General features: G+C 39.6%; 22 protein-coding genes and 1 pseudogene. 14 read left to right on the forward strand and 9 right to left on the reverse strand.

Features of this window, described 5'->3' with window-relative positions; genetic code table 11:
• The first annotated feature begins 10 nt into the window (after nt 1-10).
• Together J678_RS12095 and gltP are read left to right on the forward strand one after the other, a co-directional pair.
• A complete protein-coding gene (locus tag J678_RS12095; RefSeq protein WP_017393956.1) occupies nt 11-1,132 on the forward strand; it encodes an endonuclease/exonuclease/phosphatase family protein in 1,122 nt (373 codons plus the stop codon).
• Between the two features lie 690 nt (nt 1,133-1,822).
• On the forward strand, nt 1,823-3,109 hold the full coding sequence (gene gltP, locus J678_RS12100) for a glutamate/aspartate:proton symporter GltP (protein WP_002053256.1): 1,287 nt from the start codon (nt 1,823-1,825) through the stop codon (nt 3,107-3,109).
• A gap of 56 nt (nt 3,110-3,165) precedes the next feature.
• Here gltP and J678_RS12105 read toward each other — a convergent pair whose 3' ends face one another.
• The 3 genes from J678_RS12105 to J678_RS12115 all read right to left on the reverse strand — a co-directional run bounded on the left by J678_RS12105 (nt 3,166) and on the right by J678_RS12115 (nt 6,186).
• The gene (locus J678_RS12105; RefSeq protein ID WP_017393955.1) at nt 3,166-4,266 is read right to left on the reverse strand and encodes a glycosyltransferase family 4 protein; all 1,101 of its coding nucleotides are present in this window, start codon (nt 4,264-4,266) and stop codon (nt 3,166-3,168) included.
• A gap of 233 nt (nt 4,267-4,499) precedes the next feature.
• Entirely contained in the window at nt 4,500-5,435 is a 936-nt protein-coding gene (locus J678_RS12110; RefSeq protein ID WP_017393954.1) for a lauroyl acyltransferase, read from the reverse strand.
• A gap of 118 nt (nt 5,436-5,553) precedes the next feature.
• On the reverse strand, nt 5,554-6,186 hold the full coding sequence (locus tag J678_RS12115) for a LysE family translocator (protein ID WP_004883388.1): 633 nt from the start codon (nt 6,184-6,186) through the stop codon (nt 5,554-5,556).
• 140 nt (nt 6,187-6,326) lie between these two features.
• Here J678_RS12115 and J678_RS12120 point away from each other — a divergent pair, with 140 nt between their 5' ends.
• A complete protein-coding gene (locus J678_RS12120; RefSeq protein WP_017393953.1) occupies nt 6,327-7,334 on the forward strand; it encodes an acyltransferase family protein in 1,008 nt (335 codons plus the stop codon).
• Between the two features lie 19 nt (nt 7,335-7,353).
• Here J678_RS12120 and J678_RS12125 read toward each other — a convergent pair whose 3' ends face one another.
• The gene (locus J678_RS12125; protein ID WP_004710693.1) at nt 7,354-9,264 is read right to left on the reverse strand and encodes an ATP-binding cassette domain-containing protein; all 1,911 of its coding nucleotides are present in this window, start codon (nt 9,262-9,264) and stop codon (nt 7,354-7,356) included.
• A gap of 32 nt (nt 9,265-9,296) precedes the next feature.
• On the opposite strand from J678_RS12125, the gene J678_RS12130 reads away from it, so the two are divergent.
• Nucleotides 9,297-9,542: a SlyX family protein gene (locus J678_RS12130; protein ID WP_002053395.1), complete on the forward strand. Its 246-nt coding sequence runs from the start codon at nt 9,297-9,299 to the stop codon at nt 9,540-9,542.
• 55 nt (nt 9,543-9,597) lie between these two features.
• Here the strand turns inward: J678_RS12130 and J678_RS12135 are convergent, their stop codons facing one another.
• Nucleotides 9,598-10,605 (reverse strand): zinc-binding alcohol dehydrogenase family protein, encoded by a 1,008-nt coding sequence (locus J678_RS12135; RefSeq protein ID WP_017393952.1) that lies wholly within the window; start codon nt 10,603-10,605, stop codon nt 9,598-9,600.
• Between the two features lie 99 nt (nt 10,606-10,704).
• Here J678_RS12135 and J678_RS12140 point away from each other — a divergent pair, with 99 nt between their 5' ends.
• The 10 genes and pseudogenes from J678_RS12140 (at nt 10,705) to J678_RS12185 (ending at nt 19,501) form a co-directional block, all read left to right on the forward strand.
• On the forward strand, nt 10,705-11,082 hold the full coding sequence (locus tag J678_RS12140; RefSeq protein ID WP_017393951.1) for a winged helix-turn-helix transcriptional regulator: 378 nt from the start codon (nt 10,705-10,707) through the stop codon (nt 11,080-11,082).
• A 147-nt stretch (nt 11,083-11,229) separates the two neighbouring features.
• Entirely contained in the window at nt 11,230-11,679 is a 450-nt protein-coding gene (locus J678_RS12145) for a hypothetical protein (protein WP_017393950.1), read from the forward strand.
• A gap of 35 nt (nt 11,680-11,714) precedes the next feature.
• On the forward strand, nt 11,715-14,351 hold the full coding sequence (gene topA / locus J678_RS12150) for a type I DNA topoisomerase (RefSeq protein ID WP_032027328.1): 2,637 nt from the start codon (nt 11,715-11,717) through the stop codon (nt 14,349-14,351).
• Nucleotides 14,352-14,435: 84 nt separating this feature from the next.
• Nucleotides 14,436-15,194 carry a hypothetical protein gene (locus J678_RS12155; protein ID WP_017393948.1) on the forward strand — a complete coding sequence of 253 codons (759 nt, stop codon included), beginning with the start codon at nt 14,436-14,438 and terminating at the stop codon, nt 15,192-15,194.
• A 137-nt stretch (nt 15,195-15,331) separates the two neighbouring features.
• A complete protein-coding gene (locus J678_RS12160; RefSeq protein ID WP_006580460.1) occupies nt 15,332-15,904 on the forward strand; it encodes an HdeD family acid-resistance protein in 573 nt (190 codons plus the stop codon).
• A 117-nt stretch (nt 15,905-16,021) separates the two neighbouring features.
• Complete coding sequence (locus J678_RS12165; RefSeq protein ID WP_017393947.1) at nt 16,022-18,001, forward strand: ATP-dependent helicase; 1,980 nt, start codon at nt 16,022-16,024, stop codon at nt 17,999-18,001.
• 74 nt (nt 18,002-18,075) lie between these two features.
• Nucleotides 18,076-18,315 (forward strand): RNA recognition motif domain-containing protein, encoded by a 240-nt coding sequence (locus J678_RS12170; protein ID WP_000699342.1) that lies wholly within the window; start codon nt 18,076-18,078, stop codon nt 18,313-18,315.
• Nucleotides 18,316-18,322: 7 nt separating this feature from the next.
• Nucleotides 18,323-18,484: pseudogene (locus J678_RS12175) on the forward strand (ASCH domain-containing protein); the annotation flags it as partial.
• A 122-nt stretch (nt 18,485-18,606) separates the two neighbouring features.
• A complete protein-coding gene (locus J678_RS12180; RefSeq protein WP_004710685.1) occupies nt 18,607-19,110 on the forward strand; it encodes a DUF6586 family protein in 504 nt (167 codons plus the stop codon).
• Nucleotides 19,111-19,222: 112 nt separating this feature from the next.
• The gene (locus J678_RS12185; RefSeq protein WP_002053465.1) at nt 19,223-19,501 is read left to right on the forward strand and encodes a hypothetical protein; all 279 of its coding nucleotides are present in this window, start codon (nt 19,223-19,225) and stop codon (nt 19,499-19,501) included.
• Between the two features lie 36 nt (nt 19,502-19,537).
• Here the strand turns inward: J678_RS12185 and J678_RS12190 are convergent, their stop codons facing one another.
• The 4 genes from J678_RS12190 to J678_RS12205 all read right to left on the reverse strand — a co-directional run bounded on the left by J678_RS12190 (nt 19,538) and on the right by J678_RS12205 (nt 23,415).
• Complete coding sequence (locus J678_RS12190; protein WP_017393944.1) at nt 19,538-21,247, reverse strand: cation:proton antiporter; 1,710 nt, start codon at nt 21,245-21,247, stop codon at nt 19,538-19,540.
• A 147-nt stretch (nt 21,248-21,394) separates the two neighbouring features.
• On the reverse strand, nt 21,395-21,550 hold the full coding sequence (gene rpmG, locus J678_RS12195; RefSeq protein WP_001205031.1) for a 50S ribosomal protein L33: 156 nt from the start codon (nt 21,548-21,550) through the stop codon (nt 21,395-21,397).
• A gap of 12 nt (nt 21,551-21,562) precedes the next feature.
• Nucleotides 21,563-21,799, reverse strand: a complete 237-nt coding sequence (gene rpmB / locus J678_RS12200) for a 50S ribosomal protein L28 (protein ID WP_000048256.1) — start codon at nt 21,797-21,799, stop codon at nt 21,563-21,565.
• Between the two features lie 167 nt (nt 21,800-21,966).
• Entirely contained in the window at nt 21,967-23,415 is a 1,449-nt protein-coding gene (locus J678_RS12205; RefSeq protein ID WP_017393943.1) for a coniferyl aldehyde dehydrogenase, read from the reverse strand.
• Nucleotides 23,416-23,496 lie beyond the last annotated feature (81 nt).

A 23,496-nucleotide genomic window follows, 5' to 3' on the forward strand; every position in this document is an offset into this window, starting at 1 on the left:
AGTAATTTCAATGATTTATATCGAAGTTGTGTCTGTGGTGGTGATTTGGTTGACTTTCTGGTCACTTATCCCTCGTGATGAGTGGTGGTTTAGAGGGGCTGATTTTCCACGTTTACAAATTCTGTTTGTAGGCTTTATTGCTTTAATTGGCATGTTGTTTTGGCCGTCTGAATGGAACATATGGCGTGAGCTTTTGCTTGCAGTACTCATTGCAGCAATTGCTTATCAACTTAATATGGTTTTGCCTTATACCTTGTTTTGGAAAAAACAGGTTAAAAAGGTAAAGCAACATCAAGTAGATCCTAAAAAACAGATTTCATTAATTGTTTCTAATGTGCTTACACCCAATGATAAATATCATTTATTACTTGAGCATGTACGGACATTAAAACCTGATTTATTGTTGACGTTAGAAAGTGACAAGACATGGGAAAATGCTCTAAAAGAAATTGAAGAGGAGTACCCTTACCGTGTGCCTGTACCATTAGATAATTTATATGGCATGCATTTATATAGCCGGTTACCGCTTAGAAATACTGAGGTCAAGTTCATTTTAAGTAATGAAATTCCTTCTATTCATACCACTGTAATCTTACGTTCTGGGATGCCTGTTCAGCTCTACTGTTTACATCCTAAACCGCCTAGTCCAACTGAAGCAAAAGATTCAACACTACGAGATGCAGAGCTTTTAATTGTTGGAGATCAAATTAAAGATCTGGATGAGAGTTGTATCGTGATGGGAGATCTAAATGATGTCGCATGGTCACGCACAACACGTTTATTTCAACGTATTAGTGGATTACTCGATCCGCGAGTTGGCCGACACTTTATTAATACTTTTCATGCAGATTACTCTTTATTGCGTTGGTCACTTGATCATATCTTTCATAGTACAGACTTTGGTTTAGTAAAAATGCAGCGTTTATCTCATATTGGCTCAGATCATTTTCCTGTCTACGTTGTTTTACAAACAGGTCGAATATTTGAAGAGATTCAAGAAGAAGTTGAAGAAACTCAAGATGATGAAGAAGAAGCTCAAGCTGCAATACAAGAAGGTATTGCTAAAGCGGAAAAAGAAGAAAAAATAGTGACTGATGAAATTGCAGAGCCTTATAAAGAGAAAAGTATATAAAAGCAGGTTGTAAGCAATATCGTACAAAGATTTGAGTCTAGGTCCAATAGGCAGGGGGAACTAAAACCCGTATTCTACATTCATCGGCACACGGAAGCGGGAATGGATAATCCCAAGTAAGGATGCACTAAGCTGATATGGAACGACATCACGGATAAGATGTTAGAACGGAAGCAATAAAAAGAATTATATACCCTGAAAGCACAACCTCATTTACCCGAGTTTTGCAGGACGCAGAACTCGGGTTGATATTTTATATAAATACCATTTAATTATTTGTAAATTAAAGAAATATTTTTAAGATTATCTTAATTTTAAAATCTATTTAATTATAGGTAGTTGTCCATAAGTTTTTTTATATATCCGAGCCTTTTTCGATGAAAATAGATACAAAAATTTTTTTTGATAAGTTTTTGTTTTTATAGATTATTGAAGAATAAATATAGGCTTTGGTCTATTTAGACATAAATTGGACTTGTTTAATTGGCAAATCTCAATAGAATGTGCCGATCGTTGACATGTTGGATCGTCAACAGGCATTGTTGTTTACTTCGCCGGATCGGCGGGTTGTGATTTGCTTGTGCATTTAAATTTCTGTTTGGAAATTAGTGTACATATTGAGGTTTCACTCTAAGATAGTGGTCTTCTCCCTCTCATATTTGATACTTTGCGGTGCATAAGGATTGTCTTATGAAGAATTTTAAATTTAGCCTTGCGTGGCAAATTTTAATTGCTTTAATCCTAGGGATAGTTGTCGGGGCTGTTTTACATAATCAGCCTGAAATCAAAGATAGTATTGTAAATAACGTTCTTACGCCGTTAGGTAAGATCTTTATTAGCCTGATTAAAATGATTGTTATTCCAATCGTTTTCTCTACATTGATTTTAGGTATTGCGGGTGTTGGCAGTACAAAAAGTCTTGGGCGTCTTGGTTTTAAAACCATTCTCTATTTCGAAATTATTACTACTATTGCTATTTTGGTCGGCTTGGTTGCAGCAAATATCTTCCATCCAGGTTCAGGCATTGATATGTCTCAACTGGTTCAAACTGATATTTCTCAATATAAGCATACAACTGAAGAAGTACAGTCACAGTCTCATGGTATTATCCAGACGATATTATCGCTTATCCCAACGAACATTATTAGTTCAATGGCACATGGCGAAATGTTACCAGTGATTTTCTTTGCTGTGCTTTTTGGTATTGGCTTATCTTCATTGCCAGCTACAACAAAAGACCCATTATTAAATGTATTTCATGCTGTATCGGAAACAATGTTCCGTGTGACACACATCATCATGAAATATGCGCCAGTGGGTGTATTTGGTTTAATCGCTGTAACTGTTGCAAACTTTGGTTTTGCTTCACTTATTCCATTAGGTAAATTGGTTGTATTGGTTTACGGTGCAATCTTGTTCTTTGCTTTAGTGGTACTTGGTTTAACTGCAAAAATGTTCAGCATCAACATCTTTACTTTGTTTAAGATTTTGAAAGATGAATTAATCTTGGCATATTCAACTGCGAGTTCTGAAACAGTTTTACCGCGTATTATGCAAAAAATGGAAGCTTATGGTGCGCCAAAAGCGATTTCTAGTTTTGTAATCCCAACTGGTTATTCTTTTAACCTTGACGGTTCTACGCTTTATCAAAGTATCGCAGCAATCTTTATTGCACAGCTTTACGGTATTGAAATGTCGATCAGCCAACAAGTTATTTTGGTTGTAACATTAATGATTACTTCGAAAGGTATTGCAGGTGTTCCTGGCGTATCGTTTGTTGTGTTATTAGCGACATTAGGTAGTGTTGGTATTCCTGTGGAAGGCTTAGCGTTTATTGCTGGTGTTGACCGTATCATGGATATGGCACGTACTGCGTTGAACGTTGTTGGTAACGCACTTGCTGTACTTGTTATCAGTAAGTGGGAAAAACAATATGACTATGAAAAAGCTGCTGCTTATGAAGCAACATTTAAATAAGACTGCTTTCTTTTAGTTAATAAAAAACCCGCGATGATCGCGGGTTTTTTATTACGTTATTTCAATACACTTTGATATAGCTCAAGCGTCTGGTCGCACATATCTTTTAAACTGAACATTGTCACAGGTGCGACTGTTTGCGGTTGTTCAATATGATGCTTTACTGTTTCTACTAAAGCTTTTTCATTTTCAGCTTCAACAAGACCTTGTGGATATACATGAGATAAAATCTCTGCAACACCTCCACGATTCCAGCCAATCACTGGCGTACCGACTGACAGTGCTTCTAATGCTGTTCTACCGAATGTTTCTGCCTGATTGGATAGAGAGAGCACAATATCGCTAAAAGCGAGCCATTCACGTATATCTGAGCGATGTCCTACAAAGGTGATCTTATCTGCAAGTCCTTTGTTTTGAATGGTGCTTTGCAACTCACTTAAATAGGCCTGTTTTTTAGCATCGGCACCACCCACAACCACAGCATGTAATTGAGGATATTGCGACTGAAGTTGTTGCATTAACTCAATTAAGCTTTCATGTCCCTTTAAGCGGGTAATACGACCAGGCAAGCATAGTAAAAATTTATTTTCGAGTTCAGGAAAGTCATTAAAAACCTGATTAAACCATTGTGCTGAAGGTTGATAGTTATACGGGAAAGCAGCAGGATCAATTCCTCGATAAATCCGGACAATATCTTGTGGTGGACAGTTTTTATAATGGTCAGTGATATATTTAACTACGCTGTCAGAAACGGCAATTACTTTTTCAGCTTGAGTCATAATCGCACTATAACGATTGACCGAATAGAAACCATGTACTGTGCTAATGAGGTGAGGGCGCTTATGTGCTGGTATTCCCTTTAAGGCAAAATGGGTAAGCCAAGCTGGCACACGTGAGCGTACATGGACAATATCGGGCTGATGCTCTTCAATAAGTCGACGTAAAGGGCGGATTTGCCATAAGCTCGATAAAGATTTTTTATGAATCGGTAGTGTTAAGTGTTTAGAGCCCTCGGCTTCAAGTTGAGACACTAATCGTCCGCCATTTGATACAACCAAAGATTGGTGGCCTTGTGCAACCAGTGCACGTGCAATTTCCAGTGTGCCGCGTTCTACGCCACCGCTATTGAGTTCTGGGAGAAGTTGCATCACTTTCATTGATTTTGCCTTTAGGTTGTAGCAAAGCGGTGTTTTACCGGTTATTCATTTAATAGGTGGAGTTTACTCCTTACTTTTGTTTTGGCAAAAGTAACAAAACCATTTGTTGGACTAACGACACATCCATAATGTCGTAGTCCAACGGGCGACGTCCTTGTCGCCTTCGCACGATAGTACATGCTGGTGTTTATTTAGATGTTTATTACTACAGTGCGGCCGTTACTGAAGATTATTTAATAGATCTCTTCATATCCCTCAGGACGTGTCTTAAAACGACGGTGAAACCACATATATTGAGTTGGTGCGATACGAAGCTGGTTCTCAATAATCTTATTTACGCGGGTTGCATCATCGACTTCATCTTCGCTTGGCATATTGTCGACTGCAGGTTCAATTAGGATATGATATTTAGGGTCCTGTACATCGCCATGACGATAAAAATATAAAGGAACAGCAACCGCTTTGGAAATTTTTAATAAACGACGGTGAGCCGTTACTGTCGCAGCTGGCACTCCAAAAAATGGTGCCATAACGCCTTGTTTAAGCCCGAAGTCTTGATCGGGACTATACCAAATGGCATCACCATCTTTAAGGTGACGAATTAAGCCGCGCATATCATCATGATCAATTTGTGCTTTGTAGATTGTGCTGCGGCAGCGATAAATCAGCATATCGAGTAGTGGATTATTTTGAGGACGATAAACAACATCAGGTTCAAAATATTGAGCGCATACATAACCACCGGCATCAAGCAAAGTACTATGAGTTCCCAGTAATAAAACACCTTTGCCCTGAGCTTGAGCATCAGTAATGTGTTCTAAACCTTCAATTGTGACGCGGTTTTTAAACCAGTAAGGCTTATACCATGCGTTTAAGGTCTCAAAAATACCAAGCATCATATCTACAAAAACTTGTTTTGCTTGTTGCTGTACTTTTTCAGATGACCACTCGGGAAAGCAAACTTCTAAATTGCGAATAGTGGTTTTGCGGCGAGATTTTAAATATTTCCAAGCGATATTTGCTAACCCGTGAGCTAAACGCCATTGGATCGCCCATGGAAAAATAGCCAAAAGCATGAGGAAAGTAATCGCAATCCATACACCCCAATATTTAGGTAATAAAAAGGACCATTGAAACTCACCGGGCGTATAAGGCTGCTTTTGGCTCATAACGATATAAAGAATTTAAAAAGTTAAAACTGGCAAAAGTGTATCATGAACTGAATTTATCGTCGTAATACACAGGAGTAAATTGAAGTTTTAGAGCAGGGGGAAGAAAACAAAGTGGTTATCGGCGGTGTTCTAAAAGAATACGAACAGCGAGTCCGGCTAATACGGTCCCCATAATCCAGCGTTGAATGCTTGCCCAAAGCGGTTTTTGCTGTAGAAAGAGCGCAATACTACCTGCAGAAAATACAATCAGTGCATTGACTGAAACACTTACAAAAATTTGTATGGTTCCGAGTTGAATGGACTGCGCTAAAATACTGCCTTGTTGTGGATGTATAAACTGTGGCAATAAAGACAAATACATAATCGCAATTTTAGGATTAAGTAAATTTGTCAAAAAGCCCATTAAAAATAATTTTAATGGTGAGTCGATAGATAAGTCTTTTACACTGAAAATAGGCGCTGCATTTGGACGTAATGCTTTCCATGCAAGCCAGAGTAAATATATGGCACCGACAATACGAATCGTGTCATAAGCATATGGAACTGCCACAACAAGCGCTGTGATCCCGAAAGAAGCGCAGAGCATATAAAATACAAAACCAACAGCAACCCCACCGAGGGAAATAAAACCTGCTATTTTGCCTTGACTAATGGAGCGAGAGATAAGATAAATCATGTTCGGACCCGGGGTGAGTACCATCGCCAAGCAAATGAGTCCGAATGCCAAAATTTGAGAGAGATCTAGCACGGAATTATCCTTAAATATTATTATACTGATAGGTATATCATAATTATTTTATATACAGCGAAACTTTATTCATTGTCTTTTTAAATTAAAAAATAAGAATAATTCAGTATGATATGAATATCCTGATTTCATAGAAATTTATGAGAAATCTCCATATCGATGCCACAAAAGGCATCTTAATTTTTCTGGTTGTATTAGGTCATTACCTTGAAAGGTTAATTGGCTGGAACGAGTCTCTAAATCAAGCGATTTTAGGGAGTATTTACTTTGTTCATATGCCAGCTTTTATTTTTATATCGGGCATGTTTTTTAAAGAAGAGAAAATACTAGAAAAATTAATTTACTTTCTATCTTTATATTTGCCATTTCAAATTTTATTTCAATTGCTTGATGCCTTTTATAATGGAAGTCTTTGGACTGGTACATTTCATTTGGTATGGTTTGCTAAACCTTATTGGGTGTTATGGTATTTATTTGGCATGGGGGCTTGGACGGTTCTCGCTTTTTTCCTAAAAAAGATGGCATATCCACTTCTGTTTTCAATAGTTTTAGCTTTACTGATTGGATGCTCACCCATTAATAATTACAGCTATTCGATGGGTCGAATTTTCGTATTTCTACCTTTTTTTATGGCTGGGGCGATTTATGGTAAAACCATTTTTCAGTATATATCGCAGTTGCCTTATGCAAAGTTATTTGCTGTTATCACATTATTAATCATTACTGCTGTAGCGGCTATAAGTCATTATAGTTATTACTGGTTATTTGGCAGTTTATCTTATCTACAGTTACATGTGGATGTTTGGCAAGGAATGCTGATTCGCAGTGTAATTATGTTGCTATCGACTATGGGTGTTTTGAGTTTATTTGTACTCACTCAAAATTTTAAACAACCTTGGATTGATTTAGGCCAAAAAACGCTACCAGTTTATATATTGCATGGTTTTGTAATTATTGTTTTGACTCATCAACTAAGTTTTAAATATTCGGTCGAGATCAATATTTTCATTAGTCTTGTTTTGGCTATCCTCACTTGTATGATTTTGCAGTTACAGATATTTGAACGTTTAATTCGCTTCATCTCTTTATTTGTTTATAAACCTTTTATGGCATTACTAGAAATTCTAAAACCAAAAAAAGGGCTTTAATTAAAGCCCTTTTTATTGATTAACTGCCTTTACTCATTTGCTCAAGTTCATCCCAACGCTCTAATTTTTCAAGCAATAATTCTTCAATTTCTGCTAGGCGTTGACTTGCTTGAGTCGCAGCATCTGCATCAGACACAAACCACGAACCATCTGCAAGCTTGTCAGAAAGCTCGGCTTGTTCAACTTCCAGCTTTTCAATTTCAGCAGGAAGTTGCTCAAGTTCACGTTGGTCTTTATAGCTCAATTTCACCTTTTTTACGGTACTTTGAGCAGCAGCTTTTTCAGCTTCAGCTTTTGCCTGAGCTTTCTTAACGTCAGACTTCTGGTCTACCACTTTTTCATCTGGTCGCTGTAGTAAGTAATCTTGGTAACCACCAATGTACTCTGCAATACCACCTTTACCATCAAAGACCCAAGTAGAAGTGACCACGTTGTCCATAAATGCACGGTCATGCGAAATAAGTAATAGCGTGCCTTTATATTCAGAAAGCATCTCTTCAAGTAGCTCAAGAGTTACCATATCCAAGTCATTGGTTGGTTCGTCCATCACAATTAGGTTCGATGGTTTAAGCAATAATTTAGCAAGCAAAATACGGTTACGCTCACCACCAGAAAGGGCTTTTACTGGTGTACGTGCACGTTCAGGTGAGAACAAGAAATCTTGTAAATAACTGTAGATATGACGACGGTTGCCATTTACATCAACAAAGTCAGAGCCTTCTGAAACGTTTGCCATGACTGTTTTTTCAAGATCTAAGGCATTACGTAATTGATCAAAATAAGCAATCTCTAATTGAGTACCTGTTTTAACAGAGCCACCGTGTTCGATTTCACCTAAAATAGCTTTAATTAAAGTCGTTTTACCGACACCGTTATCACCGACTAAGCCAATACGGTCACCACGCATGACAAGCGTAGAGAAGTCTTTGATGAGTGGTTTACCATCATAAGATACGCTCAAGTGCTCAATATCAAATACTAATTTACCAGAGCGATTTGCTTCTTGAGTCGCCATGCTCACTTTGCCTTGTTGTGAACGGCGTGCTTTCGATTCTTCGCGTAAAGCTTTTAATGCACGAACACGGCCTTCGTTACGTGTACGACGTGCTTTAATCCCTTGACGAATCCAAGCCTCTTCTTCAGCTAATTTTTTATCAAATAAAGCATTTTGTTTCTCTTCGGCTTCCATTTGCTGAGCTTTAAGCTCCAAATAGCGTGAATAGTTACCTTCGTAGCCACGTAAGATGCCGCGGTCAAGTTCAACAATTCGAGTCGCAATGCTATCTACAAAAGAGCGGTCATGCGAAATAAATAGAAGTGTTAAATTATTTTGATCGAGTAGGAATTTTTCTAGCCACTCAATACTTTCAACATCTAAATGGTTGGTTGGTTCGTCTAGAAGCAATACGTCTGGCTGCGTTAAAAGAGCACGAGCGAGTAAAACACGACGTTTACGTCCACCAGATAAGTCTGCCAAATCTGCATTTGGGTCGAGACCCATTTTACTTAATAGGGCATTCACCTTATTTTCAAGTGCCCAACCGTCTAGTTGGTCTAGCTTGTGCTGAAGGTTACCCATACGGTCGCAAGCTTCCATATCGCCAAGCATACAAGCATCGGTTGCTTGGTGATACGCTTTGAGTACTTCAGCCGCTTCTCCTGCGCCGTCTGCTACAATATCAGCAACCTTACCTGAATCCATTGGAACGTCTTGGGCTAACATGGAAACCGTTAAACCATTTTGGATAGAAACTTCACCAGAATCCGGTAATAAGCTTCCCTCGATGAGTTTAAGTAAAGTAGACTTACCTTCACCATTACGCCCAATTAAACAGACTCGTTCGCCACGTTCTAGATTAAAGTTCGCGCCATCGAGCAGGGCAGGTCCGCCAAAAGCAAGTTGGACATCCCTTAGGGTAATATAGGCCATAATGTTTTCCAGAATCTCAAATGAGGATTTAAATGACTAAACCACCATATCATGATGATCAAGCGTCATTTTCCGCACCCATTGAAGATTTGCAAGTGCGAATTACATTTTTGGATGATTTAGTTGAACAATTAAATCAACAACTCGCTATTCAAACTCAGGAAATAGCTGATTTGAAAAAACAAATGCAATTGCTTTATCAACGTGTGGAATCTTCGGATTTATCAGAAGGCATTGCACCTTTTGACCCTTTAACGAATAAACCCCCGCACTATTAATAAAAAGGCAAGTTCAATACTTGCCTTTTTATTGGGGGAATATTTTTAATTTTATTTAAAAACCTTGTAAAACAATCTTCCCTTTTGTTGTTCCACTTTCAATTTGCTGATGAACCCGTTTTAAGTTTTCAGCATTAATTGGACTTAAAACTTCAGTCACAGTTGTTTTAATTTTCCCTTCATCAACCAGCTTGCTGACTTCATTTAATAGATCACTTTGTTTTTGCATATCTTCAGTCTGAAACATTGAACGCGTAAACATAAATTCCCAATGTACGGATACAGACTTCGATTTAAACGGTTTAATATCTAACTGTTCAGGGTCATCAATTAAGCCAAAATGCCCTTGTGGTGCAATCAACTCTACAATATCTGATAAATGCTGATCTGTTTGAGTGGTCGAGAACACATATGAAGGTGCATTTAAGCCTAATTGCTTGATTTGTGGGGCTAAAGGCTCGCGATGATCTAATACATAGTTGGCACCTAGTTGTTCTACCCATTCTTTTGTTTCAGGGCGTGAAGCTGTAGCAATAATCGTGAGGTTAGTTAATTGCTTAAGAAGCTGAATGGTAATTGAACCTACACCGCCAGCTCCACCAATCACTAAAATAGTTGTATTAGCAGGTGCAGTCTTTGGAACTTGCAGACGATCAAATAGCATTTCCCAAGCTGTGATTGCAGTTAAAGGGAGAGCTGCTGCCTCTGTTGCTTCTAAAATTTTTGGTTTATGACCAACAATACGTTCATCAACCAATTGCAATTCACTATTACTGCCTTGGCGATTTAAAGCACCTGCATACCAAACAACATCGCCTACTTTGAATTGAGTGACTTTATCTCCAGTCGCTTCAACCACGCCTACAGCATCCCAGCCAAGCACTTTCCAGCCGGATTCCGCACTTATATTTTTACGTATTTTGGTATCGACTGGATTTACTGAAATAGCTTGCACGCGAACTAGTAAATCGTGCCCCTTCGCAACAGGTGTATCGAGTTCAATATCAACGAGTGATTCTGGCGATGTAATGGGACCTGCTTTTTGATATGCGACAGCTTTCATAATTGTGATTCCTCTTGTTGAGAGTTTGATCATAACGTAAGCTTAAAAATAGTGACTACAGACAAATAACGCTCATAGTGTCAAAAAGGATACTGTAAAATGGCAAAAGCTCGACATTCAAGTTTTGACTGCTCACCGGGTTGTTCAGTTGAAGCCGCGATCAGTTTGATTGATGGCAAATGGAAATGCGTCATTCTTTGGCATTTATTAAATGAAGGAACTTTACGATTTAATGAAATCCGTAAACGAGTTCCAAGCATTACGCAAAGAATGCTCACCAATCAGCTTCGTGAGTTAGAACAAGATGGCATTATTCATCGCGAGGTTTATCCTCAAGTTCCTCCTAAAGTGGAATATAGCCTGACTGATTTAGGACGTGGGCTTGAGCATATACTTCTTGCTCTAAAAACGTGGGGAGATGCGCATCTGGATCAGTTTGGTAAGTTAGCTACTCTTGAAACTGAAAAGAGCGCCTAAATATTGTGCCTAGATTGCTAAGAATATCTATGAGGAAATGTTGTAGTTTTTAACCTCGTCGGTTAATTGGACATTATTTTTATGATGTAACTTGCGTTTTCTGGTCAGCTTATGCAACTCTAATAAAAGAGATTAATAGGTTTTGCTATGAACAATATCGGAATTTGGGTTACCGTTATCATTGTTCTTTTTGTGCTGGGCTCCATTTTTGGTTTAAGAGTGAGTCCGCGTGAAAAGGCACTCGGTATTATGCGAGACAAAGCCCGTAAAATGGGACTACATCCACGTATAATTGCCGCACCTGAATGGACACATGTCCCGATGGCAACTGAAAAGCGTGCCAGCATGGTTGCTTATTATAGTGTATTGATCCCCGATGCTCGTTTAACGCTCATGCGTGCTCGTGTTATAGACGGAAAATTAAAAGTAGTGCAGGGTGATGAGAAATTTAATGATTCTCCCATTGCATTAAAAGGGATTTATGCTATTGATATGCAGGCAAACTGTGTAGGCCTTTATTGGGATGAGGAATCGGACCTAAAAGCCACGCAATTAGATGAGATGAAGGCTTATCTGTTGGCCTTGGCTGAAGCCTGATTTTTAAATTTATTGGTATAGGAATAACATTTTATATGGCGAATACCTCGCGCTCTGCATCTCAAAGCACAGCATCTTCTGCCTCTGCTGCACATAAACGTGCCTTAGTGATTGTGGAGTCGCCTGCCAAAGCGAAAACCATCAACAAATATTTAGGTTCGCAGTACATTGTTAAGTCTTCTGTAGGTCACGTACGTGACTTGCCAACAGGCGGCAGTAAAGCAACAGAGAAAAAGCCGGCTGCCCGGACCAAACTCACTGAGGCTGAAAAAGAACAAAAAGCGAATCAGGCTTTAATCAATCGTATGGGCGTCGATCCGGAACATGGATGGCAAGCGCATTACGAAGTTCTGCCTGGCAAAGAAAATGTTGTTGCTGAACTCAAGAAACTTGCCAAAGATGCAGATGCAATCTATCTCGCAACGGACTTGGATAGAGAAGGGGAAGCAATCGCTTGGCACTTACGCGAAGTGATTGGTGGTGACGATAGCCGTTATCATCGTGTGGTATTTAACGAAATTACTAAAAATGCCATTCAAGAAGCATTTAAACAGCCAACACGTCTCGACTTAAACCGTGTTAATGCACAACAAGCACGTCGTTTCTTGGACCGTGTAGTAGGCTTCATGGTTTCGCCATTACTGTGGGAAAAGATTGCCCGTGGTTTATCGGCAGGGCGTGTACAGTCTGTAGCGGGAAAGCTTGTTGTTGAACGTGAACGTGAAATTCGTGCTTTTATTCCAGAAGAATATTGGCAAGTCTTTGCAGACACTAAAGCTAAAAAAGATGACATTCGTCTTGAGGCTGTAAAACAGGCGGGTAAAACGCTTAAATTAAAAAATAAAGCTGAAACAGATGCCCTGTTGGATGTATTAAAGGGCGCTGAATATAAAGTTGCACAGCGTGAAGATAAGCCGACTAAGGTGAATCCGAGTGCACCATATATCACGTCGACTTTACAACAGGCGGCAAGTACACGCTTAGGTTTCTCTGTAAAGAAAACCATGATGTTGGCGCAACGTTTGTATGAAGCTGGTTTTATTACCTATATGCGTACGGACTCAACATTCTTGAGTGATGACGCTGTAAGTATGGTCCGTGCTCATATTGAAAGCCAGTTTGGTGAGAAATATTTACCAGCAAAGCCAAACCGCTATGGTAACAAAGCGGGTGCTCAAGAAGCCCATGAAGCAATTCGTCCGTCAAATGTTGCACTTACAGGTGATCAACTTGCAGGTGTAGAGCGTGATGCGCAGCGTTTATATGACTTAATTTGGCGTCAATTTGTTGCTTGTCAAATGACTCCGGCAGAATATTTATCTTCAACTTTAACCGTTGAAGCTGGCAATGTGGAGTTAAAGGCAAAAGGCCGTACGCTTGTATTTGATGGCTTCACTAAAGTTCGTGGTGCTAACAAATCTGATGACGATATCATTTTACCTGCAATCAAAGTGGGTGAAATTTTAAAATTAGAAAAGCTAGATCCAAGTCAGCACTTTACTAAACCACCAGCTCGTTTTACTGAAGCATCTTTAGTAAAAGAACTTGAAAAACGTGGTATTGGTCGTCCGTCAACTTATGCTGCCATTATTTCTACAATTCAAGAACGCGGTTACGTTAAGTTAGAAAATCGCCGTCTCTTTGCCGAGAAAATGGGCGAGATCGTAACAGATCGTCTTGATGAAAGTTTTAATAACCTGATGAATTATGCTTTTACCGCAGATTTAGAAGGTCAGCTGGACCGTGTGGCAACGGGTGAGCGTAATTGGAAAGAATTACTCGATACATTCTACGGTGATTTTAAAAAACGTCTGACCAATGCTCAAGGTGAGCAGGGAATGCGCCGTAATCAACCAGTTGAAGTGCCAGCAGTACATTGTCCTGAATGTTCACGACCAATGCAGATTCGTACTGGTACTACAGGCGTATTCTTAGGTTGTTCAGGTTATAACTTGCCACCTAAAGAACGCTGTAAAGGAACTTTGAACTTAACACCAGTTGAGTCATTAGCAGCGTTATCTGATGATGACAGTGCTGAAACCGCAGACTTGATGTCTAAACATCGTTGTCCGAAATGTGGTACAGCAATGGACAGTTATGTCATTGATGGTGGCCGTAAGTTACATGTTTGTGGTAACAACCCAGACTGTGATGGTTATGAGCTTGAAGAAGGTGAGTTCAAGATCAAAGGTTATGATGGCCCAACCATTCCATGTGATAAATGTGATGGTGAAATGCAGCTTAAAACTGGCCGTTTTGGTCCGTATTTCGCTTGTACAAGCTGTGATAATACCCGTAAAGTCTTGAAAAATGGACAACCTGCACCACCACGCGTAGAACCAATTAAGATGGAACATTTGCGCTCGACCAAACATGATGACTATTTTGTGTTACGTGATGGCGCGGCTGGTCTGTTCTTGGCTGCAAGTAAGTTCCCGAAAATTCGTGAAACACGTGCACCAAAAGTTGCTGAGCTTCGTAGTGTTGCTGACCAACTTGATCCAAAATACCAGTTTATTTTACAAGCTCCGGATGTAGACCCTGAAGGTAACCCAACGATTGTGAAGTTTAGTCGTAAGAACCAATCACAGTATGTGGGATCTGAAACACCAGAAGGTAAACAAACTAAATGGAGCCTGATTTACCAAGACGGTAAATGGATTGAAGGCTAAATAAGACAAATGAAAAATGCTAGCTCAGCTAGCATTTTATATATAGAACAAGAAAAGAAAATTTAATTTTTATGGGGAACAAGAATGTGGAAAAACATTCGGATTTTGTGTCTATTGATTGTTTTATTAATCGTTGCAGTTCAAGCGTGGCGTGACCAAAACCAAGACTGGAATCAGCCTATTGTTGTGGTATTGCACCCAATAAATGCGGATGGTTTACAAACCACGCAAGCTTATATTCATCAGCTACAAAACGCTGACTTCCAAACGCTTAAAAGCTATCTAAGTGAATGGTCACAGCATTATCGTGGACAATCAAGTAACTTTGAAATTCGTTTAGGGCAGCAACTCCAGCAGAGGCCGCCTGTAGTTCCTCAAAATGCCAATATCCTGAATGTCATTTGGTGGAGCTTAAAGTTTCGTTTTTATGCATGGCGACAACAACAGCCTGAAGATAGTGGTGCATCACTCAAACTTTATTTAAATTATTATGATCCAAGTTATCAAAAAGTTTTGGTGCATTCGACTGCTTTAGAAAAAGGCCGTATTGGTAGCGTTAATTTGTTTGCTATACCAGAGCAAGCCCCACAAAATCAGGTTGTTATCGTTCACGAGCTATTACACGGCTTTGGCGCAAAAGATAAATATGATTTAAAAACAGGTCAGCCGATTTATCCATTAGGCTACGCACAACCTGAAAAGGTCCCTCTTTATCCACAAATACGAGCAGAAATCATGGGTGGTCGAACACCATTATCTGAACAGACCAATAAAATGCCAAGTGATTTACAAGAAACTGTAATTGGTTTACCGACTGCTCAAGAAATTGGATGGTTGAAATAAAATTGTGGATAAATACTGTTTTATCCCTATCAATTGTTAATAAACGATGCAGATCTTATACAGACAATAAATGTGAAGTGCATCACTATAATGACATTATATAAACTTTCTAATACCTGATAATAAGAGTAGCCATGATGAAAACTGTAGGTAATGATTTAGTTCGTAATCAGCTACATGCTGATCGTAAATGGTATCTAATATTAGGCTTTGTGCTCATTATTTTCGGTTTGGTGTTATTTAGCTCACTGCCATTTGCAACATTTTCGGTTGTTTTCCTATTTGGTATTTTAATGATGATAGGTGGTGTGCTGCACTTGATTGCTGCCATAAGTGTATTTAAGGGCGGTAGCCGATGGCTGTGGGCACTTTTTGGTGTGCTGTATTTAATGGCGGGCTATTACGCATTTTCTACGCCTGTGACTACGGCTGTGGTTTTAACTAGCTTATTATCAATTGCCCTGATTATTGCCGGGGTAATTCGTACTATAAATGCATTTTTATTGAGACCAATCGCTGGGTGGGGCTGGACCTTATTTTCCGGGTTACTAACACTCGCTACCGGTATTTTAATTTTAGTTTCTAAAGATTCTCCGTTTTGGGTGTTGGGAATGTTTTTAGCAGTAGATATTTTATTTCAGGGAATCAACTTTTTAGGACTTGCTTCTGCAATTAAACATTTGCCTTCTAGTTCAAAAACGGTTTCTTAATATAAATAACGAACAAAAGGGCACCTAGAGTGTCCTTTTTTTGTTTTTAGTGAGTGAAGGTCCATCTCATAGTATGGGTCTGTTAAACTAAGCCTTGGTGTTTTAGCGATATGTGTTATGAGTCTTGCAAAGTTAATTAATGAATTAAATGCTCAGCAAAAAAAAGCAGCAACTACTACAGCACAAAACTGTTTGGTTTTGGCTGGAGCGGGCTGTGGCAAGACTAAAACCATTGTTGCTCGCGCAGCTTATTTAATTGATCAGGGTTTGTCAGCTAATCAAATTCAGATTTTAACGTTTACGCGCCGTGCTGCGAGTGAAATTGTTGCAAGGGTTGAACAGCATGTTGGAGCACAAGCCAAAGGCCTTCGCGCATCTACTTTTCATACCTTTTGCATGTATTTATTGCGTCGTAATCCGCAAGCGTTTGGTTTAACCCAATTTAGTATTATTGATCGTGATGATCAGTTACTCATGTTTCGCTTATTGAGAGGCAAAGACAAAGATAATGTTTTGCCTAAAGCGGCAGAGCTGTGTGATTTATATTCTTATGCCCGAAATACACAATCTAAGCTGTCTGAAGCGTTACTCAAGCAATTACCTGAAGCATATGAATATAAATCACAAATTGCTGAGTTAATGAAAACCTATGAACAGCGTAAAAGAGAGCGTAATTTTTTAGATTATGATGACATTTTGTCGATCGTCGCTGTTCATTTACAAAACTCGGAAGCACTGACGAACTGGGTTGCAGGCTTTTGCCAAGCTTTACTGGTTGATGAGATGCAAGATACCAATCCTTTACAGTGGGCTCTTTTGCAGCCACTGATTGGTAAGGTGAAATTATTTTGTGTGGGAGATGATGCCCAGTCAATTTACGGTTTCCGTGGTGCCGACTTTGAAAACATTCATTCGTTTAAAGAGCGGATTCCAGACGCAGTAATTCATACTTTAGATTTAAATTATCGCTCGACTCAAGAAATATTAGATTTATCAAATTGGTTACTTGCCCACAGTCCAATCGATTATCAAAAACAGTTACAGGCACATCGTGGCAAAGGACAAAAGCCACAACTCCATTTGTTTGGTAATGAATTTGAAGAAGCCAACTGGATTGCACAAGACTTAATAGAGCGGCATCAGCAGGGCGCAAATTGGTATGACCATATGGTATTAGTCCGCTCTGGCTACAGTGCTCGTTATTTGGAAGGGGCATTTATCGCTGCTGAAATTCCGTATCGTTTTATTGGGGGCATAAAGTTACTTGAATCAGCGCATGTAAAGGATGTGCTCAGTTTATTACGTATTGTGAGTAACCCGCAGGATGACTTGGCTTGGATGCGCTTTTTAACTTTATGGGATGGTATTGGTGACGTTGGGGCCAGCAAGTTAGCACAAGAGTTAATGAGCATTAGTGAGGTGGAAGAGCGTTGTCAGCGTTTGGAGCGTCATGGAAAAGTTCCTTTACAGGCTATTTTGATTTTGAAGCAGCTTGATGTGCTACAGCAGCATGTTGAGGCAAGTATTGGTCTAGCACTTGATGCATTAAGTGAACAGTTAGAGCAAAACTATAAAACTAAAGATTGGTCACGTCGCGCTAGAGATTTTGATTTAGTCAAACAACTTGCGCGTAAACATGCATCTCTTGGTGAGTTCCTTGAAGAATATGTACTTGAACCAATTTCAGTTTCTGAAATTGAAAAAGCGGGTGATGATGATTTAGTGACCTTAATTACAATTCATTCGGCTAAAGGTGCAGAACAGAAGGTGTGTTATGTGCCGCATGTCTCACCAAATCAATTTCCATATGCGCGTGCGCAGGGCGATTTTGATGAAGTCGAAGAAGAACGCCGTGTATTGTATGTTGCATTAACACGTGCGGAAAATGAATTGATTTTAACGAAGCAAAATCTCAATACATGGTCACAAGATACATATGACGAACAAGGCCGTAAAATCGAAAGTTATTTCCTAAATGATTTACCTGCTCATTTGGTGCAGGCAAAAATTCATCGTCAAGTTCCGCAGCCATTTGCCAAAAAACAATGGAACACTTCACGAACAGTAAACTTAGGTTTTGGTATCGATCTCGACTAAACTACTGTATAAGACACTGTGAATACTCAAATGTGTATTGGTCTTTATTATTTAAGGCTAATCAAGGTTGGAAAATGAAAATATTAGTTCGTAATTTAGATCGTTCAGTGACTGAAGCTGAAGTTTTAGAGCTGTTTAAGGCTTATGGTAAAGTTGAGTCTTGTGTGGTTGTTACCGATAAAGATACAGGTAAATCAAAAGGTTTTGGCTTTGTTGAAATGCCGAATCCGCGTGAAGCCATTAAAGCAATCAAAGGTCTAAATACACTTAAGGTAAAAGGTTACGGTATTCGCGTTAAGGCTGCTGAAGAGTAATACTTTTATGCAACAATTTTTAGCTCTTTCTGTGGTTGCTCCAAATGGAACCTATATAGCCCAAGGTGTAAAGACACTTGAAGTCCGTTCATGGGTGCCTACAGAGTTACCTCTTAAAGATCTATTCATTGTTGAGAACCAAAATTTTTTAATGAATGATGGTGATGAGGGATAACGTAAAATTTATCAAGTCTGTCTGGATTTACCATAAATAACGTTGATTTTATCAATGGAGTCGTTAAGCTAAGAATAGCCATATTGATGGCAATTTTACAACAGGAAAGTTTAGTTATGTCACGTGTTGCTCGTTATCATGCCGATCGTACCAATCAAAAACTCTATTTTGCGCGCCTAGCGTGTCAACAAGCAGAGCAAACTGATCATGTACAGCAGGTACAAGCGTATCGTGAAACAGCTGTCTTTCACTTGCATGGTGCAATGTTGGCATTCCTGCAAGAACTGGTACGTTATTACCGTTTAAATGACTCACAGCCGACATTAAAATCGATTGAAGAGCATATGGCGGCAAAAGGACAAGTTTCTCCTGAAGTTTCTGTTTTGCAGCAATTGGCAAAAGATGGTTTTGTTGCAGAGTTAAAGCGTGCTTACCGCATGTGCCAATATGCACCGGAACCTACTGAACCGACACCGGAAGAAGAAACTTCTTCTAATTTGATCATTAAAGTGACTCAGGGGCCACAATCATGGTTACCTGATGTGAAAATTTTGCGTGAATGGCATAGAGAGTTAAGTCATTTAATTGATGGTTTTCGTAACGAAATGGTCGAGTTCTAAAATTAAACTGTCTGAGCGCTTGAAATTTAATCCTAGTGCGCCTATATAAATAAGACGAGAGATGCAAAGTGCAAGGGTGCTTTGCCACCATGTTGAAACATGGAGGAAGTATATGTCTATACAGCAATTGAAAGAGTTATTTGGAAATCAAGAAGCAGTGTTGGAGTTAGTCCAACTCGAAGGTGGTGAGCTCGCCTTGCGTAATGCTGGTTCTGAAAAAGAGCCTTTGGTTAAAATTCAATTTAGTGATGAACTAAAAGAGATATTAGGCGAGCAAACGCCTATCGTTGCCCAGCATATGATTCAAGCTGCTTTATTTGGACTGCTAGAGAAGCAGGTTAATGAATGGCAGGCTGAAGTTGTAGATGAGCAGCCTAAATTCCTAAGTTAAAAAAAGCGTACTCTTGAGTACGCTTTTTTGTATGCGTTAATGATGTGTTGACTGATGCGCAAGCTCGATTTGATTTAAAATATGATGGCTCATATTCTTCGCCATTTCTTCTTTCGCATAGAATACTTCACCAATGTGTTCGTCTCTAATCACGGCGGCTTCTTCTTTACTTTCTGCACAAATTAAAACCTGAATTTGAGGGTTTAATTGTTTGGCAATATCCACAATTCGGTGAATATCTAAAATATCCATAGGGGAAATCACCAATAGTCGTGCATGCATGATATGAGCCTGAATGAGAACGCCGGGTTCAGTTGCTACACCACTTACGGCAGCAATATTTGCTTGACGTAACTTTTCTACAATTTCACGATTTTCTTCGGCAATTACGACTTTAATATTCTGATTAATTAAATTTTCAGTAATACGTCGTCCAACGCCACCATATCCTACAATTACCACTTGATCGCGTAGATAAGCCTGATCGACTTCATCTGGCAACATAGCGAGTGGGTCACCACTACGTTCAAGAAGTCGTGCCAAATGAGAGCGTTCACGAATCCAGCGTTGTACAGGTTCAACTGCCGAGAAAACAAAAGAGTTAAGCGTAATTGAGAACAAAGCTCCCGCTAAAATCAGGTTTTGCGCTTCTAGGGTTAATAGACCTAAAGAAACTCCCAGTGTAGCCAAAATAAATGAAAACTCACCAATTTGTGCAAGGCTGGCCCCGACAGTCAAAGCAGTATTAATTGGATAGCGGAAGAATAAAACCAAGGCCATTGCAGCAAGTGTTTTACCTACCATAATAATCGCGATAACTGCCAAAATATGCAGTGGACGCTCGATAAGAATATGTGGATCAAACAACATTCCTACCGAAACGAAAAATAAAATTGAGAAAATTTCACGTAGGGGAAGAGTCTCTTCTTCTGCACGGTGGCTAAAGTCTGATTCTTTTACGACCATCCCCGCAAAGAAGGCCCCTAAGGCCATTGAAACGCCAAAGATAGCATAAGAGCCATAGGCGATTGAAACAGCTGCTGCTACGACTGTCAGCGTAAATAGCTCTCTTGAACCTAAGCGAGCAACAAACTGCATAATGATAGGCACTACACGCTTGCCTACAATGAGCATGAACGCAATAAAGCCAATCACCTTTAATAGGGTGATTCCAAGCGTTAACCAAATGTTGCCTTCCGCGCCTACTGGTGCTTTGCCACCAAGTAAAACTGCTGTAGCTGGAAGAAGTACTAAAACAAGTACCATCACTAAGTCTTCAACTAACAGCCAACCCACAGCAATTTTACCGTTTACAGAGTCTAAAAGACCACGGTCTCCTAAAGCTTTTAATAAGACAACAGTACTCGCACACGACAGACTTAAACCAAAAACCAGAGCGGAGCCAAAGCTCCAGCCCCATAACATTGAGACGCCAATACCAAGTAAGGTAGCAACAGCAATCTGTAAAATCGCACCCGGTAAGGCAATACGACGAACTTGTAAAAGATCATTTAATGAAAAATGCATCCCAACGCCAAACATCAAGAACATTACGCCGAGTTCAGCAAGTTGGTTGGCAAGATGAATATCTGCTTCTATGCCGGGGGTATTCGGACTAATAATAATTCCGGCAATAAGGTAGCCAATAAGAGGGGGAAGTCGTAGTCGGGCGGCTATATAGCCAAAAAAGAGGGCAACACCGAAACCAACAGCAAGTAAAATAATTAAATCTACGTCATGCGGCACTAAAAACTCCTTTTACGTGAGTTAGGCTAAAGACAAGCATAAAAAATGCCAAGGCGGAATATGTAGAAAGTTTAACAAAAAGGCAGGTATAAAAAAAATGCAAAAAAAAACGACTTCTTTAAGAAGTCGTTTTTTTCGACGCTAAAATTATTTGATTTTAGCTTCTTTGAAAATCACGTGTTGACGGATTTTTGGATCAAATTTTTTGATTTCCATTTTTTCCGGCATAGTACGTTTGTTTTTAGTCGTGGTATAGAAATAACCTGTACCAGCTGAAGAAACGAGACGAATCTTATCACGCATTGCTCAGACTCCTTAGATCTTTTGACCTTGAGCACGAAGGTCTGCAACAACCTTTTCGATACCCAATTTGTCAATAATACGCATACCTTTAGTGGTTAAACGAAGACGTACAAAACGTTTTTCGCTTTCTAACCAGAAACGGTGGTGGTGCAGGTTCGGCTCGAACCGGCGCTTGGTTTTGTTGTTGGCGTGTGAGACGTTGTTACCAACGACTGGACGCTTGCCGGTAACTTGGCAAACCTTAGACATGGTGTAACTCCATTGATTTAGCCAACAGCAAATCTGTGGCCAGTCATACTAAATGTAAACGGATGAATTCATTCAAGGGGCGTTTTATACCAAAAATACGATTAAAAGACAAGCGAAATTGGTAAAAACGAGGCATGATCTAGTGTAACAGATCATGCCTTGATCAGTTAACGCAACAAGGTTTTCGAAATGAAGCGATGAATTGGTTTATTGAACGGTGGAAGAATGTATTTCAAGCTATAAAGTTTTGGATTTGACATGACCGAACGTTCATGTGACAGTCCAAAAAAGCCTTCAGGTCCGTGGTATTTACCCATACCTGATGCGCCGATTCCTCCAAATGGCAAGTCATCTTGCGCAACATGGGTAATCACCATGTTAATTCCGAAATGCCCTGAATGAGTATGTTGAGAGATATAATCAGCGCGTGCCTGATCATAATCAAAATAATACATTGCTAAAGGACGCGGGCGACTATTAATAAACTCAATGACCTCTTCGATTTGGTCATATTCTAAAATTGGTAGAACAGGACCAAAAATTTCATTTTGCATAATATCCATTGCAGTTGTTACCCCAGTCACTAGAGTCGGTGCAATTTTGCGGACATCATCTAAAATTTCATTTTGCGGATTAACTTCAACAATACGCGCACCTTGATCACGGGCATTTTCGAGATATCCCTGAATACGGTTGTACTGTTTATCATTAATAATAGAGGTGTAGTCTTGGTTGTTACGGAAATGTGGGTACATTCCGGCCACAATCAATTTAAAGTTTTCAATGAACTCGGCAGTTTTTCCGCGTGGCAAGAAAATATGATCTGGCGCAACACAAGTTTGGCCTGCATTCCATAGTTTACCTACAGCAATACGCTGTGCGACATCTTTCATATCTACGGAAGCATGTACCAAAGCAGGGGATTTACCACCCAACTCAAGAATAACCGGAACCAGATTTTGAGCTGCGGCTGCCATGACGGTTTTACCAACAGAAGTCGAGCCAGTGAAAATCATTTTGTCGAAAGGCAAATGACTAAACGCATCAGAAATTACGCCGCCGCCATTTACCACCGCAACCAGCTCTTGTGGGAAGGCTTCAGAAAGTGCATTTTCAAGAACCTGTCCAAAATTTGGAGAAGCACTCGAAATTTTGATCATGGCATGGTTACCTGCAGCCAACGCACAAATAAGTGGACCAACAGACAGTAGTAACGGGTAGTTCCATGGTGTAATAATGCCAATTACGCCCATTGGTTGATATTGTACCCAACCTTTTGCTGGCTGATGTAATACACTGATATGGCGTTTTGATGGTTTCATCCATCCGGTCAGGTTCTTACTGTAATACTTGATTTGTTCAAGACAGGTAAGTAACTCACCAATTTTGGTTTCCATAATGGCACGATTGCCATAATCAAGGTTAATTGCTTCGGCAATCTGATCTTGATATTTTACCAAGACTCTTTTAAGACGAGCTAAACGATCAATACGCTCTTTAGCAGTGGGTACCGGATGACGTAAGTAGGCAATCTTTTGCTGCTCAAGCAAATCTTGTAAATGCTTAACATCATAAGGAACCTGAGTCTCTGGACTTGTTTTTGTTTGACTGTTCATCGGTACTTACCAAATATACTGATATACTTATTTTTTAGAGTAAATACTCTAAAGAGTCAAGTTGGTTTCTGTGTGCAAGTC

The sequence above is a fragment of the Acinetobacter sp. 1424608 genome, from assembly GCF_000588255.1.
Lineage (GTDB): Bacteria > Pseudomonadota > Gammaproteobacteria > Pseudomonadales > Moraxellaceae > Acinetobacter > Acinetobacter nosocomialis.